Here is a 15,959-nt window from a genome sequence, read left to right as displayed (position 1 = left end):
TTAGATATCTGTTAAAATTATTAATGAACTTTAAGAAAGATAACATGCAATATGCACTAGTATCGGTTTAGCCACTTACTACAACTAAATACAATTCTATTCACTTTATCTTATTCCTGCCAAATTATTAAATTATTTTGGATTAGTTTTACTCTTTACAACAATCATAATATTCCAAGATAGATAAAAATTAAAATGCTTTTGGATGAAGCCATCCATCATAGTTGTCAAATAAGAAATAGATTTAAATATAAACTGTGGTTGGATAATAACTTGGGCAAAGGGTGGTGAAAAATATCCCTCATATTTTACACCCTCCACAACAAAACCATTTCGACTAAACAGATCCAGCAAATCTTTTTTTGAAAAGAAAGATTGATCTTCTGAATAAGATTTATCAATTATTTTCCGAATCATTCTCAATAGTTGAATAAATGGATTTCCGGAATTTGGCTCAATGAAAGCGATAATGGTCTCATTATTAGTAAATTCATTTAATTCTTTTAATGCAGTATCTAAATCTACCATGTGGTGAAGAATACCAATTCCAATCACCAAGTTTGGTATTTGAGTGGTTCTAAATTCTTTGATATTAGAGCAGATGAATTCAACATTATCCTTACTATATCTTTTATTGGCAATCTGGATAATCTCTTTCGAATAATCTATACCAACATATTGCTTGTAATATCCGTCTAAATACTTACTTGATGCACCTACGCCACAACCTATTTCAATTATTCTTTCAAAAAATGATTTAGTGGAGATAGATTTAATAAGTTCCATTAAACTAAATAATTGGAATCTTCGTGCAATGCTTGACGATAATACATCATCCTTCCGGCTATACTTATTTGCGATTGTATTAAATAAATATTGGTCTTCTTTTTCAATTTCGTTCATAGGTATTATTCTATTTTTTGGTAAATACTATACTTCTCTGTAACTGATAATTCATAAAGAACAGTAATGTTTCTGTTAATATTTTTGCAACAATAATATTAATTCCAATTGGTAATAATAAATTTTTTATTACCAGCAAAGCTGTAGTTGCTGATACAAGTAATAGTAAATAATACTTCAGTAAGGTAATTCCGCTATTCCCTTTTATGGAGAAGACATATGTTTTGTTTACCATAAAATTTATTAAGGACGAAACAAGCCGTGCAATAAAAATGCTTGCGGTAATATTGTAAGTAGAATAATAGACCAAAGAGAAGATAATAAAATCAACAATACTTGCACTTATTGAGGATGCCGAATATTTAATAAATATGTAATAGATCCTAATTGAGTCCAATATAGGATAAAAATGAGACGATTCATTGTTATCTAAATAAATAGTCTGAATGGGTACTTCTATAATCTTTATACCAATATCACGTGTAGATAGCAACATATTCGTTTCATAATTATAACCTTCCCCATATAAAGGTAAAAGTTGGGGAATTATTGACCTCGGGATTCCCCTTAGTCCTGATTGAGTGTCGGATATTTTTAAACCTGCGAAAAAATGAAACACAAATTTTGTCACAATATTTCCGAACAAACTTCTGAGCGGTACATCTCTTTTGAATTCTCTTACACCCAATATGAGACTGGCAGAATGCTCGCATAACTCATCGGCCACTTTAAGAATATCATGAGCTATATGTTGTCCATCAGCATCAGCAGTAACAACACCGATGGCATAATTAAATTTCGAATAAATATAGTTCAATCCTGTTTTAAGGGAACGACCTTTTCCTAAATTTACTGCATGCTCAATTACGATACATTTATTTATAGATTTCAGTTTATCAAAATTACATTGAAATTCTTTTTTGCTACCATCGTTGACTACTACAATATTCGCAATCATCGATTCGGATAAATCACGAACTAACTTCAGGATTTTTTCGCTAGGATTAAAAGCTGGGATAAGAACCACTATTTGATTGTTTTGATCTAACATGAATTATTCCCTATCAAACAGAATATTTCTAATTAGTATTTGTGAGCCTGCTTTTTGATTAAAAGTAATAGTTGTCACACGCTTTGGAAAATCATTTTTCCTAGTAAACGATAATAAATAATTATCCGCGGAAAGCACCTTCAAATTTTCCTTTGTAACTGATTTATTGCCGATCATAACAGAAAACAGAGGTTCCGTTGAAAGATTAAGTGGATTCTTACACTCAAACTCCACCTGAAGTTTTCCAAATTCCCCATTATTCACAAAAGTGATAATAGACGTTGTGTCTTTAGTCGTCTTTGAATATTTATCAACATGGCTTGAACCTTTTTGTATTCGTTCTAAAAACTGATATTTCCAAGAAAGATCAAAATCAAAGTAGCTAGCTGTTTTATTATAAATGCTAAAATAATTATTAGAGTAAATTAAATAATCTTTATCCGCTGAATAATCAACTGGATCGGTCAAATCATTACCAACTAACAGAATATTATTCTCATAGTCATCGAATTCTTTTGGATATGAATCTCGTTTGTACATGAATTCGGCCCATAATGATTCGTCCTTAATTGGTTGCCATTGAAATTCTTTGAAAAACTGTCGCAACAATAAATGTCTTTCCAGGCCATAGTCTATTACAAATATTTTTCGCTCAAATGGATTATTAATCAATAAATGATCTTTCATTTTGATCATCTCGCTATCAACATTTGTTTTTCGTTGGTCCGCAATTTCTGCAAATAGACGAAGATTTTTATAGCCACTATAAACGAACAATCCTATAATCAACAATGAAACGAAAGGTAAAATAGCTTTTATGATAGAGAATTTTTTAAAATTTATAGTCGATAAAAAATAAATTGGACTTAAAAAAAATAGAGGCATCAAGAGGGTTGAAACTTTATTTAAGAAGTAATAATTGTATGTTCTATAGAGGAGGATTATTGTTATAATCGAAATAATAAATAAAGATGCAAAACTTATAACTTTTTTCTTCTCCTTCAGCATTAGGTATACTGATGTGCTAAAAAATATTATAAAAAACGCATAGATATAGGTTGTAAGAGTTCCAACATCCGCAATCTGAAAATGTTTAGAGAGTAAGCCACTAAGGTTCAATAAACTAAGTGTCAATCCATAATCATATCCAGCATTTCTTTGCGACACAAAATCTGAAGGATTATACTTGTGAAGTTCATAGCTAAAAATGAAAAGTGATATTAAGCAAGTTAAAGCTAGTATTAAAACAAAAATCGCTGCATGTTTATAAGATTTATCTCTGATTATGTATTCCGGAATTATTAACGCAATCATGAATAAAACGAGCAAAACAGTATTTCCAGTTGAATACATAGCCGAATTAACTATAAACCCAAATAGCAGAAAAACAAAATGTTTGCTCGTCTTTTTATCAATTGAAATTATGCTCAACATAAATAAAAAAGGAAATGCGGCATAATATTGTCCAACAAACCCTTCGTAATATAATCTCAAGAAAAATCCAAAAGTACCAAAAACAATAGAGGATAAAATAACAGTCCTAATGACGCCCTTGTTATTAAAAAGTGATGAGATAAGAAGACCTAATGACAATGAACTGAAAATAGAAAACATAGAGGAGACAGCCGAGTAAGAGATAAATCCGTTTGTATGGAATAGTGAAACCGGTATGGCCATTGCGTAATGCATCAATGGCCTATTAGCCATGGGGTAAAATAATGTCTGATTTAGCGTAACACCATACATGAACCTCTGCTTTTGTAAATAATCCACCATCATCAAATATCTGGATCCATCATTTCCAATAGAATAAGACATTAACCATGAATACTTAATCATCGGAAAAACAATATGGAATATCGCTATAGGAATTACTATCACCCCGATAATTATTAGAAGCAACATATTGGATTTGATTATTGAGAAAAAAAGTTGGATCTCATTCATGTTTTTTACATAAAAAGCAATCACTAATAGAACTAGAATTAACATTACCGGTAAAGCAAGCTTATCTACACCGCTTTTCAATAGTCCGGAAAGTGTAAATACGATAAGATTGAATACCAGAAATCCAAGGAGTGGTGATGCAAGAATAATTTTATATCGCAATATTCCATCTTCAACACTCACTTTACGATCACTCCAAAAATATCTAGCTAGTGGAAAACCTATAAAGAATGAAATTATTGTATAGATATAAATTATTAGTAAGTACATTAACATTTTTTATCTCAAATTATTTTAGCAATAAATGATAAAACACATAATTATATTCTTGGTTATTCAAATTGTCACAGATAATGACTTTTAAGATTATAATAGAAATTAATCCTAACCTAATCATTTTCTAAGCGGAATGTTTTTCCTAATATTTGAATTGTCTTTTTTAATATAATAGCAACCGACACATAGATTAATGGAATTGCAAGTATTAAATACTGTGGTTCTGGCATTGTTAGCAACCATGGAATGAAACCTATAACAGAAGATACAATTAAGAGGGCCACCTCCGTTGGCAAATGAAATTTGCTAATATCATGCTTGATGGTTTTTATAATATCGATGATGGTTTTGTTATTCTTTTTGAACAATTTTGAAAATCCTAGAAAGATAATGTAAATAAATCCGATAAATATGGTCAGCGCCAGGAATCGAAATTCTTTTTCCTTTGAAACAGGATTATATATCAAAAAAGTTTGCACAAGACCTTCGGGCAAATGTTTTGAAAAGATTGTTTCGTAATGTTTTTTCATTACTGTTGGATTCATTCGAAACAAATCAACGAGTGTACTGTTTTTAACAAGTTCTTCTTGATTTTTGCCAAAAGTATCTAACAAGACCCTATTAATATCTTCCGTAGTTTTTGATTTTCTATCGGCATTAGTATACTTATGAAAAGCCCCTTCATCATATAAAAAATCGACAGTATACCATACTACGGTTTCTTGGCTTCCCGTAAAATAATCTTTATAAAAACGAATTATATTACTATTATGCCAATAGATTAGAATAATAAAGAGAAGCAAAGGAACGATTAATTGCTTGTAAAATTTTTTTTCAGTTATAATTTCTCTTGAAAATATTACCAAAAGAACCAGAAAAACCAACGCAAATAAGAACAACTCATACCGAACGAGACCCCCTAATATCAATATTCCAACGGATAGACCACTATACTTTGGATTTTTTATTAAGACCACCAATGCCAGAAGATAGAAAATTAATGCGAGCAAGGAATAGGTTGGACTTGTGTAGATATATATTGAATATTGAAAATATAGAGTTAACAAAAGGCCAAACAATGTATTTGTCAATTTTGATATCAGCAGAAACAAAAGTAATGAAGAGATTACTACCAGAATAATTTTCCAGACCACAAATCCAGTTTGCGGATTAATGAAAGTTCCCGATACAAAAGGATAAATAAGATCTAGAAATAAAGGCGAATGTTTAATTGGACTGCCCATATTCGACTGAGTGATATACTGCAGTGATGTCTTAATCCAGCCATCCTCATTTGCGGACATATTTCCCGCATTTTGAATTCCCCAATTTGAGAGGAATAAGAATAGATTAAGCCCTAGAACAATAATAACAAGTAGATACCGGATTAGATATTTTTTGGAGATCATCATTCAATTCCACACAAGTTGATAAATCATAATAATATTTGCAAAGTTCTAAAGTAAAAGCTAAATAAGATTCCCGTTTTTAGCATTAAAAGTTGGTATAAAATAAACAGTGAACATCTTATTTGTTTGATTAAAGACCAGTCTCTATTCCCGGGAATAAAGAGGAATGAACGAGCTATAATCTTTTTCACTTTTAAAAAGTGAATTTATAGAATTGAACTTAAATTCTTTTAATACGTTTTCCAAATATTCGCCTGTTTTATTTAAGTGATAATATCTCATCCTGTTAAATGCAAAATTAATATTAATTATCGGGGTTTGAATATCAAATTCAAATGGGTGAAGATATATCATACCATAATTAAACTTTTGGTTCGATCTTAAAAGAGCAACTTTAGTGAACCAGAATGGGAGAGCTCGGAAAAAAAAGCCACCACCAACCGGAATTCTTATACTACCCACCGAGAACACTTGCGCTGGGAATTCAATAATAGACCTATTATTTTTTAACGGGACAATACACGGCTCATTGCTAAATTTGGAATTTCCAAATGGATAAATATTAGAAGGGAATATACTGGAATCATATTTGAACCCTTCTTCGGCTAAAATATCTAATGCCCAAAAATATTTAACCCCTAAAGACCATCTGGGTGCCCTAAAACCTATTATTTCTTCACCAATAATATTATTTAAAACATCTTTTGACTTTTTAGTATCCTCTCGAAATTGTTCAGGAGTTTGTTCGGGAATTATAACATGAGAATAACTATGTGATGCAATTTCATGTCTTGCATCATGAATCAGTTTAACAATCTCAGGATTTTTATTTGCAAAACTTCCGAGAATAAAAAACGTTGCACTCTGATCATATTTAGCTAATAATTCTAAAATAGTATTAATGTTACTAATCTCTCTCGATCCATATTTTTGCCATCCATCAATGCCTCTATGAACAAATCCCTGGTACCAATCTTCGACATCAAAACTTAGTATGTTAACAATCTTCTTTTCCATTATCCCATGTTCATTTTATTACCAGAACGAATATTTAATAATTTATACCCCAATGCTAACAAACTAGCTATTGTAAATCCGAGTACTGTACTATCAATGAACGGAATTAAGAGCGCTGTCTCTTTGGGGATTGATATTTTACTTAAGAACATTATAAATATCGCTTCGCGCGTCCCAAAACCTCCGATTGAAATTGGCAGCAAGGAGATCAAAGCCGATATTGAGAGGCAAAGAGATAAGTAAATAAATGAAATAGAAATATTGAATCCCAAAGCAACTATATACGTCATAGAAAAATATGTTATATAGATAATGAATGAATATATTGTCATAATTGGAATCGTTGTTGCGGCAATTTTATTAAATTCCGATATAAATTCTCGCCAATTATTTTGAATAATAACATATTTTGAATCTGAGGTAAACCTCTTAAGTATTGCTATTAACAAGGACCAGATCCAATATCTTGACAAAAAAATTACTATACCAGCTACAACAATAAGAGCTATAGAGAATAATATATCAATCATTTGGATATAAAAATGATTTACGAAGTAAATCATTGCAATGAAACTAAAGAGAATCAACATAGCCATATCATATAATCTATCAATTATTACGCTTACAATACTTTTAGAAAACGTTAATTCATCTTTTTGCAGATACGCAATCTTGCTAAGTTCCCCTATTCTTCCAGGTGTTACGATTCCCCAAAAATTTGCCATTATATTAATACTTATAACTTTACTCAAGGGTAAATATATGTCCTGTGAAATCAAAAGCGTCCTCCATCTAATCGACTTCATCAGAACCATAAAAACATAGCAAAACAAATAAAGAAGGAGCCACCACAAATTAAAATTTTTTATTTCCGTTAATACTTTACTAATATCAATTTTTGTAATAATATAAATGAAAAGAAGGATTCCGAAAATTTTGATAAAATTTTTATATAGATATTTTGGAACTCTGATCTTCTTACTCATGGTATATATTTTCTTATTTTTGGCCCCAGCCATAACGAGATCTTATATGGCATGAGTTTCCACATATTTTTAACATGTGCAGCTTTATTTTGATTATATGTTGAAATAGTAGTTTTAATCTCTCTCTCCGAATAATTGATCAGTCGATAATCCAAAGCAATGGGATAAGCACCCCATTGCTTCTTAAATTTAAAAGTTCCAGAATTATACTCACTACGACCGAAATCAAATTCATCAAGGTTCAATGCGCAACCATATTTCAGAGCCTCCCAATACATCAGCATATTAGGGCAATCGTCCAAATACTCTTTTAATGATGATGCCCAGGGATCAGATAAACTATTTTTAAATTTCACCAAAAACATACCCGCAATAGCTATATCTCCTTTGTATATTGTAAGAATTTGAACATAATCATTCAAAATTTTTATAATATTTTCGAAAAAGTTTTTGCCGTGAACGGGCGTACCTAAATCGCGCATATTTCTAGCGTAAATTGAATAGAAAACGTCAAGCTGGTTCTTGCCCCATTTTGGAGAGAGCCCGATTTTTTCCGCTTTCCTAACTTGATTCTTCACTTTCGCATTAAGTTCATCCCATAATTGCATATGATCTTGTGGAAGTTTCCTCTGAAGTGTACATATACCAGAGACAAATTCACCAGGTTTATGTGAAATACTTCTTAGTTCTATATAAGACAAACCTTTATTTTTAAGATAAACTTCTATTAATTCCAATAAAGTACTTTCTTCATAAGAATCTGATTTTATTAATCCAGTAAAATTTAGATAAGGGAGTGAAATTGCGAATGTCTTTTTAGTGGGATAATCCATCAAACATAATGGCAGAGCAGCAATTAACACGTTATCATCAAAAATGCTTATATAAATTGTTTTAAGTGAGTATGAATGCTCAAATATCACTTTCCATTCATAAAGGTGAGAGTAATTTGAATGAATATTTGAAATGACAAAATCATTCCATAGCTTGCTATCATTATGGTTTATTTCCCGAATCTCTAACATCTTATTCATTCCTGGATCAAAATATCAATCATGAAATTGGTGTTTTCTCATTTCACTTATTTGATCAACAACAAGCCCAAAGAAGAATATCAATATCCCTGTGATCATTAGAAAAAAAGCACCAGGGATCAATCGAGCAGCTCCAGGAGGCATTAAAATTATCCCTTGAATTAATTCATATATAATTCCAGATATAAATATCAAAATGCTTGCAGGAACAAATATTTTCAATGGATTAAAAAGTATGATGAGCCTAAGTATCAAAAGTAAAACATTCGATCCATGCTTTAATTGTTTAACAGTACTTTTACCGATTCTCTTATTAGTCTTGATTGGGAAATAGCCTAAATTATATCCAAGATTTAGAAAAGCAATTGTACTGGTTGTTGAAAAAGAAAAACCATCCGGGAACAAATGAAGTAATTTTATTATAACATCCTTTCTAATTAACCTTAGACCTGAATTAAGATCAGGTATTTTTCTGCCAGTAAGAAAATTTGCAACACTTGAAAGTAACCATTTCCCGGGTTTACGAACCCATTCCTGATGAGAATCTTTTTGTCGCTCACCCACCAGCATATCATATGTATCAAAATTTTTGATGAGATTTTCAATATCTGATGGATTATGTTGACCATCCGCATCATAAAAGCAGACTAATTCAGTTGTTGAATTTTTGATTCCCGTTTTAAGCGCTGCTCCATATCCCTTATTATACGGATGATTAACCACTCTAATGGATGGGGCATTTTTAAGAATATTTTTTGTGTTATCAGTAGACCCATCATTTACTACCAGAATTTCCCAATTATTTTTACTGGAACCGACCAATAGCTCTTTCAGGGTATTTTCTATCGCTGTTTCTTCATTAAATACAGGGATAATTACAGTCAATTTATTCAAAATTTCCTCATCGATTAATAAATTATTTACTCAGGTGATTTACCGTTAATTCTAATCCATCATTGAAGAATATTTCCGGATGATAGCCTATTTTTTCGTGTGCTAAGCTTATGTCAGCACAAGAATGCTTTATATCACCTAATCTTTCTGGATCATATAATGGTTGAATATTTTTCCCGAACAATCTATTTAATTCAAAGATAAGACTATTAAGAGTTATCTGTTGATTACATGCACAATTGAGAATAAGATTTTTTTCAGTACTTTGTTCGATGGCAAGCATATTACATTTTACGACATTCTTGATAAACGTAAAATCACGCGATTGTAGACCATCTCCAAAAATTACTGGTTGTTTATTTTCATTAATTAGATTAATGAATTTAGGAATCACAGCTGAGTATTGGGAGTTAGGGTCTTGTCGTGGACCAAATACATTGAAATATCTCAGGCAAACAGTATTTAACCCGTAGGTCATCGAAAAGACTTTACAATAATATTCAACTGTCAATTTGGAAACTGCATAGGGGGATAACGGGTTCGGAATCATTCTTTCATGTTTAGGTAATTCTATGGTATCACCATAAATAGAAGAAGATGATGCAAATAAAAATTTATCAACCTTATTGACAACAGCAGCCCACAATAAGTTAAGAGTTCCATCAATATTCACACTATTTGTTGTTATTGGGTCAGCAATAGACCTGGGGACTGAGGGCAAAGCAGCTTGATGAATTATGAAATTAACATCTTGAACAGCTTTAGAGACAGTATGAAAATCTCTAATGTCTCCTTCAATAAGTTCGATATCATTTTTAAAGCTGTCAATATTAATTCTATTCCCTGTTGAAAAATTATCAATTATTCTAACAGAAAATCCTTTATTTAGAAATTCCTCAGCAAGATGTGAGCCTATAAATCCACCGCCTCCTGTAACCAAAACTTTCATATGCATTTAACCTCTGAATGAGTAAATATATACGGGCTAATATCTAAAAATTCCGCCTCTGTATAATTTATGATAGATCTCTGATTTTAGAAGATATTTGAAAATTTTCTTATTTATCTCAGGGTAACTAACATTTTCTCCTATGTACTTACTCCGAAGTTTCGTCATTTCCTTCTCTCCAAGTGAGGAAATTTGTGAAGAGGTCTTTTGATTTGGATGAACTCTGAAAGCCGCCAAAAAACGAGGGAGCCGAACTAATTTTGCCCCAACCTCCTGAAATCTTAACAATAAATCCCAGTCTAAAGCAAAATCGAATTCATCGTTCAGACGGCTTCCAACTTTTTCCCAAATTCTACGTCGCCAAAATAATGTTTCTTGCGGAATAAAATCGGCCCAGATTAAAACATTTTCATCGTGGGGAGGAAGAACCCATCTTCCAATTTCTCCATCACAATTATTTATCAAAACACGGTGGCCATATACAACATCGACTTCCGGATGCCGTTTAAAATAATTTATCACATAATTAAAAGTTCCAGGGAGATATACGTCATCAGAGTTTAGCCAAGCCATAATGTCGCCCGAGGTCAATTGAAATCCTTTATTTATTGCATCAGTTTGGCCTCGATCCTTTTCTGATTTAGCAGACTTAAGTTGTTTTCTATATGTATTAAGAATTTCTTTGCTGCCATCATTTGAACCACCATCCTGAACAATATATTCAAGGTTGGGATATTTTTGATCGAGAACACTTTTTATAGTTCTTTCCAAAAATTCACATTGATTGTACGAAGGTGTTACGATAGACAATCGAAGAGGGTTAACTATTTGTCTAGTATTTGAATATCTTTTAGGAATAATTAATTCAATTGGTTCGTAATGATTTAGCTGACCTAATCTCGGGATATGAAATTTTAGTTTATTCTTTTTAACTTTTATTTTTTCCTGCTCTAGTTTATCTGGCTTATCATCAATCTTTTCAAGTTCTTGCATAGTAGGTTGCACTAATTCAGTCTGTTTATGTTCAACTCTTTCTTCCTTTACAGCCTTATTCTTTTTGTTATATAAATAGTTCCATATTTTAGGAAAATGGAATTGGAATAAAGTTATTAAACCCCAGATTGGTGTGGATAGACGTTTTTTTAGAATACTCAAACTTTCAGATAAGAAAATAACTTCTTGTTCTTTATCCACAAGTTCATTCGAAAGAGAAGTGATGGCCGATTCCTTTTGATGTATAGTTTCTTCTTTGATGACTAAATCTTCTGATAATGCGAATATTTTTTGGTCTTTCTCAACAAGATCTTCAGATAATGATATTATTACTTTTTTCTTTTCTGCCAAGTCTTCTAATAATGTATCTATCTCTTTTTCTTTCCCAACAAGATCATCTGATAAAGATATTATTACTTTTTTCTTTTCACCCAGATCTTCTAATAATGTATCTATCTCTTTTTCTTTCCCCACGAGATCATCTGATAATGAACCTATAGTTTGATTTTTTTCATTTATGCTTACAAGTAATGAATCGATTTCCTTTTCTTTACCTACCAAATCATCCGAAAGCGTAAGAATGGTGTCGTTCTTTTCTACAAGATCATCTGATAATTCAAAGATTTTCTTGTCCTTATCTACTAAATCATCAGACAAGTCAATTATTTTTTCATCCTTCCCCTTAAGTTGAACCAGCATATCTTCTTGCTGTTTCAACAAACTATCAAAATCTCGGGATTTATCTAATACCGTTAACCAATTTATAGAATTGTTATAGGCATATTCCTGTACTATTTCTTTAACTGATTTAGGATAATAAATAATCGTATCGTTTAAAATTATTACTTCGTGAGCACGGCTTAAGCTACTTAATAATGTTATTATAGAATTAAAATCAGGCCATTGTGTAATTTCATGAGGTGATGGCGGAGGTGCTATAAATAACCGAGCATCGTCAATAATAATCAGGCTTTTGTTATTGAGTGATTCGATCGATTTTAGTTCTTCAATTAATGGGCATTGTGATTTTTCCCCAGCGGTTTTGTCCGCTACACACCAGTGGGCATCGAGCCAATATAGAACTGATTTTTCTTTTAAGTCTGGATGGACTTTCTTTAAAAATTTTTCGGAACTATCCAGATATAAATGAACAGTTCCCAGTTTCTCAAACCTATTTTTAACGTGTTTGTAATATTCTTCGGAAAGTTCGACCGAGTGAATTTCTCCAAAAAGATTTCTAACGTTCTCTATAGTATCGCCTTCGAAAGTGCCGGTTTCAACAAAGATATCTAGAGGAAGATATTTTTTGAGATTCTTAACCAGATTCAAGTCTAACGAAAAATTTACTGCACCCATATTATTTGTTAAGACCTTTTATTCTTGATAATTCAGTGTCTAATAATTCTATTATTTTCAATCTTTCTTCTGCCTCATGCGAGACTCTATTGATTAATTGCAGCCGTTCCTCACAAATCAATTTTAATTTAATGTTCTCTTCCAATAATGCGAAATAATCAGTGCATTGATAATTTGTAGATGGATCAAGGACCTCAATCACTTTGGTGTATTTTAAATCATGTATGAATAAAATATCGGCAAAAGCTAACAAGCCACCTTTGGTGTAATGAGTATTATAAATCCCGGCAAAACAATAGCTCATTCTTTTCAAGAATTCAAATTGTTCGAAATAGGAACCCTGATTTTTGTATAACGGTGCAAATATGAATTCAGTTAAAATACTTGGTCTATATTTAGCAATCGTGCCAACAGCACCGTTCAAAATGCGTAAGTCTAATCCTTGAGTATCAATTTTAACGAAATCCAAATTGGAAATATTATTACGTGAACTCAGAAAAGCATCTACTGTTTCCGTTTTCACTTTTGTTTTTGTTAAAATCGAATTAGCAGATTCGAAATTCAATAAACTATTTTGAGATGCATCTTCAATTACAAAAAAATCTTTTTCACCTGCATCACTATCTAGAGCAACATTGAATATTTCAATGCTGGAATTATTCTTAAATTTTTCGGTGAGTATTTTAAAATTTTCTGATGTTGGTTCAAAAATATATCCCTTAAGATTTGGATTTGATTGCAATAATGATTCTGTAAAGTCGCCGAGATAAGCTCCTATATCTAGAAAAGTACTATCATTGGTTAGTAATTTTTGAATAGTGCTATTCAGATTCAAAATATCTGTCTTTTCTGGAGAGTCAAGAACATCTTTATCAAATCCTTCAGCTGAGTCATTCATTTAAGCATTAACTCCTTTAGGATATACCATAATCTGATAATCCCCACCCAGATCAGCATACCCATGGAATGGTAACATTATGTTGCGGGAATCTGGACGTATAAATATTCTTCCAGCTTGTGGAATTCTTAGAATTTGTTTGATCATCAAATCTCTTTTTTCAAAATCCACTTTGTTAACTTTTTCTAAATCTTCTTTCCTAATCGTAGCCAGTCCAATTGCGAAGGTGTATTCACCTGGAGAGATGTTTAATATGAAGTGCTGTTTGAATCGTATTATTCTTCCTGCTTCAACTTTATCAATCAGTTCAGCTGATGACTTAGAATATTGTAAAGTATCTTTCCCATGAATAACTATATTTAGTGAATTATTAAAGACCACTGCTCCAATCGGTATCTGGATATCTCCAAGCATTTGGAATTCGTAAAAAACATTTATTCTTTCACCAACCAAAAAATCAGAAGAAATCTCTCCTCCAGAATTACATACAGTGACTTTCTTTAGAACAGCTAAATTCTTATCTCCATACATTTCAACTTTACCAGGATCAACCATATTTTCTTGTTCTGGCCAACTGTCAATCAAATTGAAAGCATCTCCTGATTGAATCAAATTATCTTCTCTATTTATTCCAACATCAGTACTCGGCTCCACATGCCTATAATTATTATCCAGACTATAATATTTATGAATTGCTTTGTGCGGGTTTCCAATAAATAACAATTCACCATTGGATAAAACAATTATCTCTTTACTGTATTTTTCAACCAATTGCATATCGTGAGATACAATAACTAAGGAAGTACCTTTACTCAACATTTTTTCGATACGCGAATGGCATTTTTGCTGAAAGAAGATATCTCCAACACTTAACACTTCATCTACAATTAGGATATCCGGTTCAAGACTAGTCTGAACACTAAATGCAAGCCTTACAAACATACCGCTCGAATATGTCTTAACTGGTTGATCTATAAATTCTCCGATGTCAGCAAATTCGATAATCTCTTTAATCTTTGCCTCAACTTGATTTCGCTGGAATCCAAGGATTGTACCATAAAAATAAATATTCTGACGACCGGAAAATTCAGGATTAAATCCTGTTCCCAGTTCTAATAATGCAGAGACGGTTCCATTAACAAGAACACTTCCACTGCTGGCTTGAATGACATTAGCAATTATTTTAAGCAAAGTAGATTTGCCCATACCGTTCTTACCAATTATACCAAGACATTCTCCCTGTCTTAATTCGAAGCTGATATTCTTTAACGCATAAAACTCTTTGTGATATCTTTTCCCAAATGGATTCAATGCCTCTTTGAGCCTATCTTGAGGCGAATTATAAAGTTTAAAGAATTTTGAAACATTTTCTAATTTTACAACTGTCTTGCTACCCATTATATAACCTCTGCAAAGTGAGGTCTTAATCTTCTAAAAACAATCGCTCCTATTACTAAAATAATGGAGACCGTTCCCCAAAAATAGATTAACTCCAAGGGTTTTTCCCAGAATGGAATTTTATAAATGAGCGTGTCTCGATAGCCAGATACGATATAATAGACTGGATTAACCTTTACCATCCAATGATATTTTTGTGGGATCATAGAAATACTCCAGAAGATTGGAGTTAACCAGAATCCAAATTGGATTAAAATTGAGACTATGTTATTCACATCTTTTACAAATACACTAGTAGAAGATGTTATCCAACCAAGACCAATGAGAAGAACAACCATTGAGAAAATATAATAGATGATTTGCAGAGTAAAGATGCTTGGGAAAACAGAGTAAAAACAACCAAGTACAATTGTTAAGAAAATAAAGACTAAGTGATTAATCAAAGCACTGAAAATCTTGACCAACGGCAATATTCCAAGACTAAAGTCTACTTTTTTTATCAGAAAATTAAATTGTTGAATCACGCTCGTCATAGCAATAAACACTTCGGAGAAATAGAGCCAGACGATCATTCCACAAATTAACCAATAGGCGTGTGATGTGTTCTCAATATTTTGTAGTCTAAAACCAATCGATAGCACACCCCAAATAATAAGTATAAACAACAGCGGTTGAATATAGGTCCAAAAAAAGCCTAAATAAGATCCTTTATATTGAACTTGATAATCTCTTTTAGCTAGTTCATATATTATTGATTTTTTATAATAGATCTCTTGGATAAAGCCAGTGAATAACTTGATATAATTTGGTCTTATATTATACATATTTTGAAGCGTAACTAATATTCC

At 31.7% G+C, this 15,959-nt stretch carries 13 protein-coding genes; all 13 read right to left on the bottom strand.

Annotation, left to right across the window (positions count from 1 at the left end):
• Positions 1-132 precede the first annotated feature (132 nt).
• Positions 133-903, bottom strand: a complete 771-nt coding sequence (locus tag NTX65_12095; GenBank protein ID MCX6170078.1) for a class I SAM-dependent methyltransferase — start codon at positions 901-903, stop codon at positions 133-135.
• A gap of 10 nt (positions 904-913) precedes the next feature.
• Positions 914-1,954: a glycosyltransferase gene (locus NTX65_12090; protein ID MCX6170077.1), complete on the bottom strand. Its 1,041-nt coding sequence runs from the start codon at positions 1,952-1,954 to the stop codon at positions 914-916.
• 3 nt (positions 1,955-1,957) lie between these two features.
• The gene (locus NTX65_12085) at positions 1,958-4,177 is read right to left on the bottom strand and encodes a hypothetical protein (GenBank protein MCX6170076.1); all 2,220 of its coding nucleotides are present in this window, start codon (positions 4,175-4,177) and stop codon (positions 1,958-1,960) included.
• 113 nt (positions 4,178-4,290) lie between these two features.
• Positions 4,291-5,589, bottom strand: coding sequence for a hypothetical protein (locus NTX65_12080; protein MCX6170075.1), 1,299 nt, complete (start codon positions 5,587-5,589; stop codon positions 4,291-4,293).
• Between the two features lie 141 nt (positions 5,590-5,730).
• On the bottom strand, positions 5,731-6,603 hold the full coding sequence (locus NTX65_12075) for a polysaccharide deacetylase family protein (GenBank protein MCX6170074.1): 873 nt from the start codon (positions 6,601-6,603) through the stop codon (positions 5,731-5,733).
• Complete coding sequence (locus NTX65_12070; GenBank protein MCX6170073.1) at positions 6,603-7,589, bottom strand: lysylphosphatidylglycerol synthase transmembrane domain-containing protein; 987 nt, start codon at positions 7,587-7,589, stop codon at positions 6,603-6,605. The genes NTX65_12075 and NTX65_12070 overlap by 1 nt, the downstream gene beginning before the upstream one ends.
• Positions 7,586-8,623 carry a GNAT family N-acetyltransferase gene (locus NTX65_12065; protein ID MCX6170072.1) on the bottom strand — a complete coding sequence of 346 codons (1,038 nt, stop codon included), beginning with the start codon at positions 8,621-8,623 and terminating at the stop codon, positions 7,586-7,588. The genes NTX65_12070 and NTX65_12065 overlap by 4 nt, the downstream gene beginning before the upstream one ends.
• Positions 8,624-8,638: 15 nt before the next feature.
• The gene (locus NTX65_12060) at positions 8,639-9,517 is read right to left on the bottom strand and encodes a glycosyltransferase family 2 protein (GenBank protein MCX6170071.1); all 879 of its coding nucleotides are present in this window, start codon (positions 9,515-9,517) and stop codon (positions 8,639-8,641) included.
• Between the two features lie 22 nt (positions 9,518-9,539).
• Entirely contained in the window at positions 9,540-10,472 is a 933-nt protein-coding gene (locus NTX65_12055; protein MCX6170070.1) for an SDR family oxidoreductase, read from the bottom strand.
• 30 nt (positions 10,473-10,502) lie between these two features.
• Complete coding sequence (locus NTX65_12050; GenBank protein ID MCX6170069.1) at positions 10,503-12,815, bottom strand: glycosyltransferase; 2,313 nt, start codon at positions 12,813-12,815, stop codon at positions 10,503-10,505.
• Between the two features lies 1 nt (position 12,816).
• Positions 12,817-13,713 (bottom strand): FkbM family methyltransferase, encoded by an 897-nt coding sequence (locus NTX65_12045; GenBank protein ID MCX6170068.1) that lies wholly within the window; start codon positions 13,711-13,713, stop codon positions 12,817-12,819.
• Positions 13,714-15,111, bottom strand: coding sequence for an ABC transporter ATP-binding protein (locus NTX65_12040; GenBank protein MCX6170067.1), 1,398 nt, complete (start codon positions 15,109-15,111; stop codon positions 13,714-13,716).
• On the bottom strand, positions 15,111-15,935 hold the full coding sequence (locus NTX65_12035) for an ABC transporter permease (protein MCX6170066.1): 825 nt from the start codon (positions 15,933-15,935) through the stop codon (positions 15,111-15,113). Before NTX65_12035 ends, NTX65_12040 begins: the two co-directional genes overlap by 1 nt.
• Between the last annotated feature and the right edge of the window lie 24 nt (positions 15,936-15,959).

It is taken from the genome of Ignavibacteriales bacterium, assembly GCA_026390795.1.
Classification (GTDB): Bacteria; Bacteroidota; Ignavibacteria; order Ignavibacteriales; family Melioribacteraceae; genus Fen-1258.
This window is presented reverse-complemented; position numbering and strand designations above follow the sequence as displayed.

Coding starts and splice junctions, on each gene's coding strand:
- NTX65_12095 (MCX6170078.1), bottom strand. CDS start 903: ATGAACGAAATTGAAAAAGAAGACCAATATTTATTTAATACAATCGCA.
- NTX65_12090 (MCX6170077.1), bottom strand. CDS start 1,954: ATGTTAGATCAAAACAATCAAATAGTGGTTCTTATCCCAGCTTTTAAT.
- NTX65_12085 (MCX6170076.1), bottom strand. CDS start 4,177: ATGTTAATGTACTTACTAATAATTTATATCTATACAATAATTTCATTC.
- NTX65_12080 (MCX6170075.1), bottom strand. CDS start 5,589: ATGATGATCTCCAAAAAATATCTAATCCGGTATCTACTTGTTATTATT.
- NTX65_12075 (MCX6170074.1), bottom strand. CDS start 6,603: ATGGAAAAGAAGATTGTTAACATACTAAGTTTTGATGTCGAAGATTGG.
- NTX65_12070 (MCX6170073.1), bottom strand. CDS start 7,589: ATGAGTAAGAAGATCAGAGTTCCAAAATATCTATATAAAAATTTTATC.
- NTX65_12065 (MCX6170072.1), bottom strand. CDS start 8,623: ATGAATAAGATGTTAGAGATTCGGGAAATAAACCATAATGATAGCAAG.
- NTX65_12055 (MCX6170070.1), bottom strand. CDS start 10,472: ATGCATATGAAAGTTTTGGTTACAGGAGGCGGTGGATTTATAGGCTCA.
- NTX65_12050 (MCX6170069.1), bottom strand. CDS start 12,815: ATGGGTGCAGTAAATTTTTCGTTAGACTTGAATCTGGTTAAGAATCTC.
- NTX65_12045 (MCX6170068.1), bottom strand. CDS start 13,713: ATGAATGACTCAGCTGAAGGATTTGATAAAGATGTTCTTGACTCTCCA.
- NTX65_12040 (MCX6170067.1), bottom strand. CDS start 15,111: ATGGGTAGCAAGACAGTTGTAAAATTAGAAAATGTTTCAAAATTCTTT.
- NTX65_12035 (MCX6170066.1), bottom strand. CDS start 15,935: ATGTATAATATAAGACCAAATTATATCAAGTTATTCACTGGCTTTATC.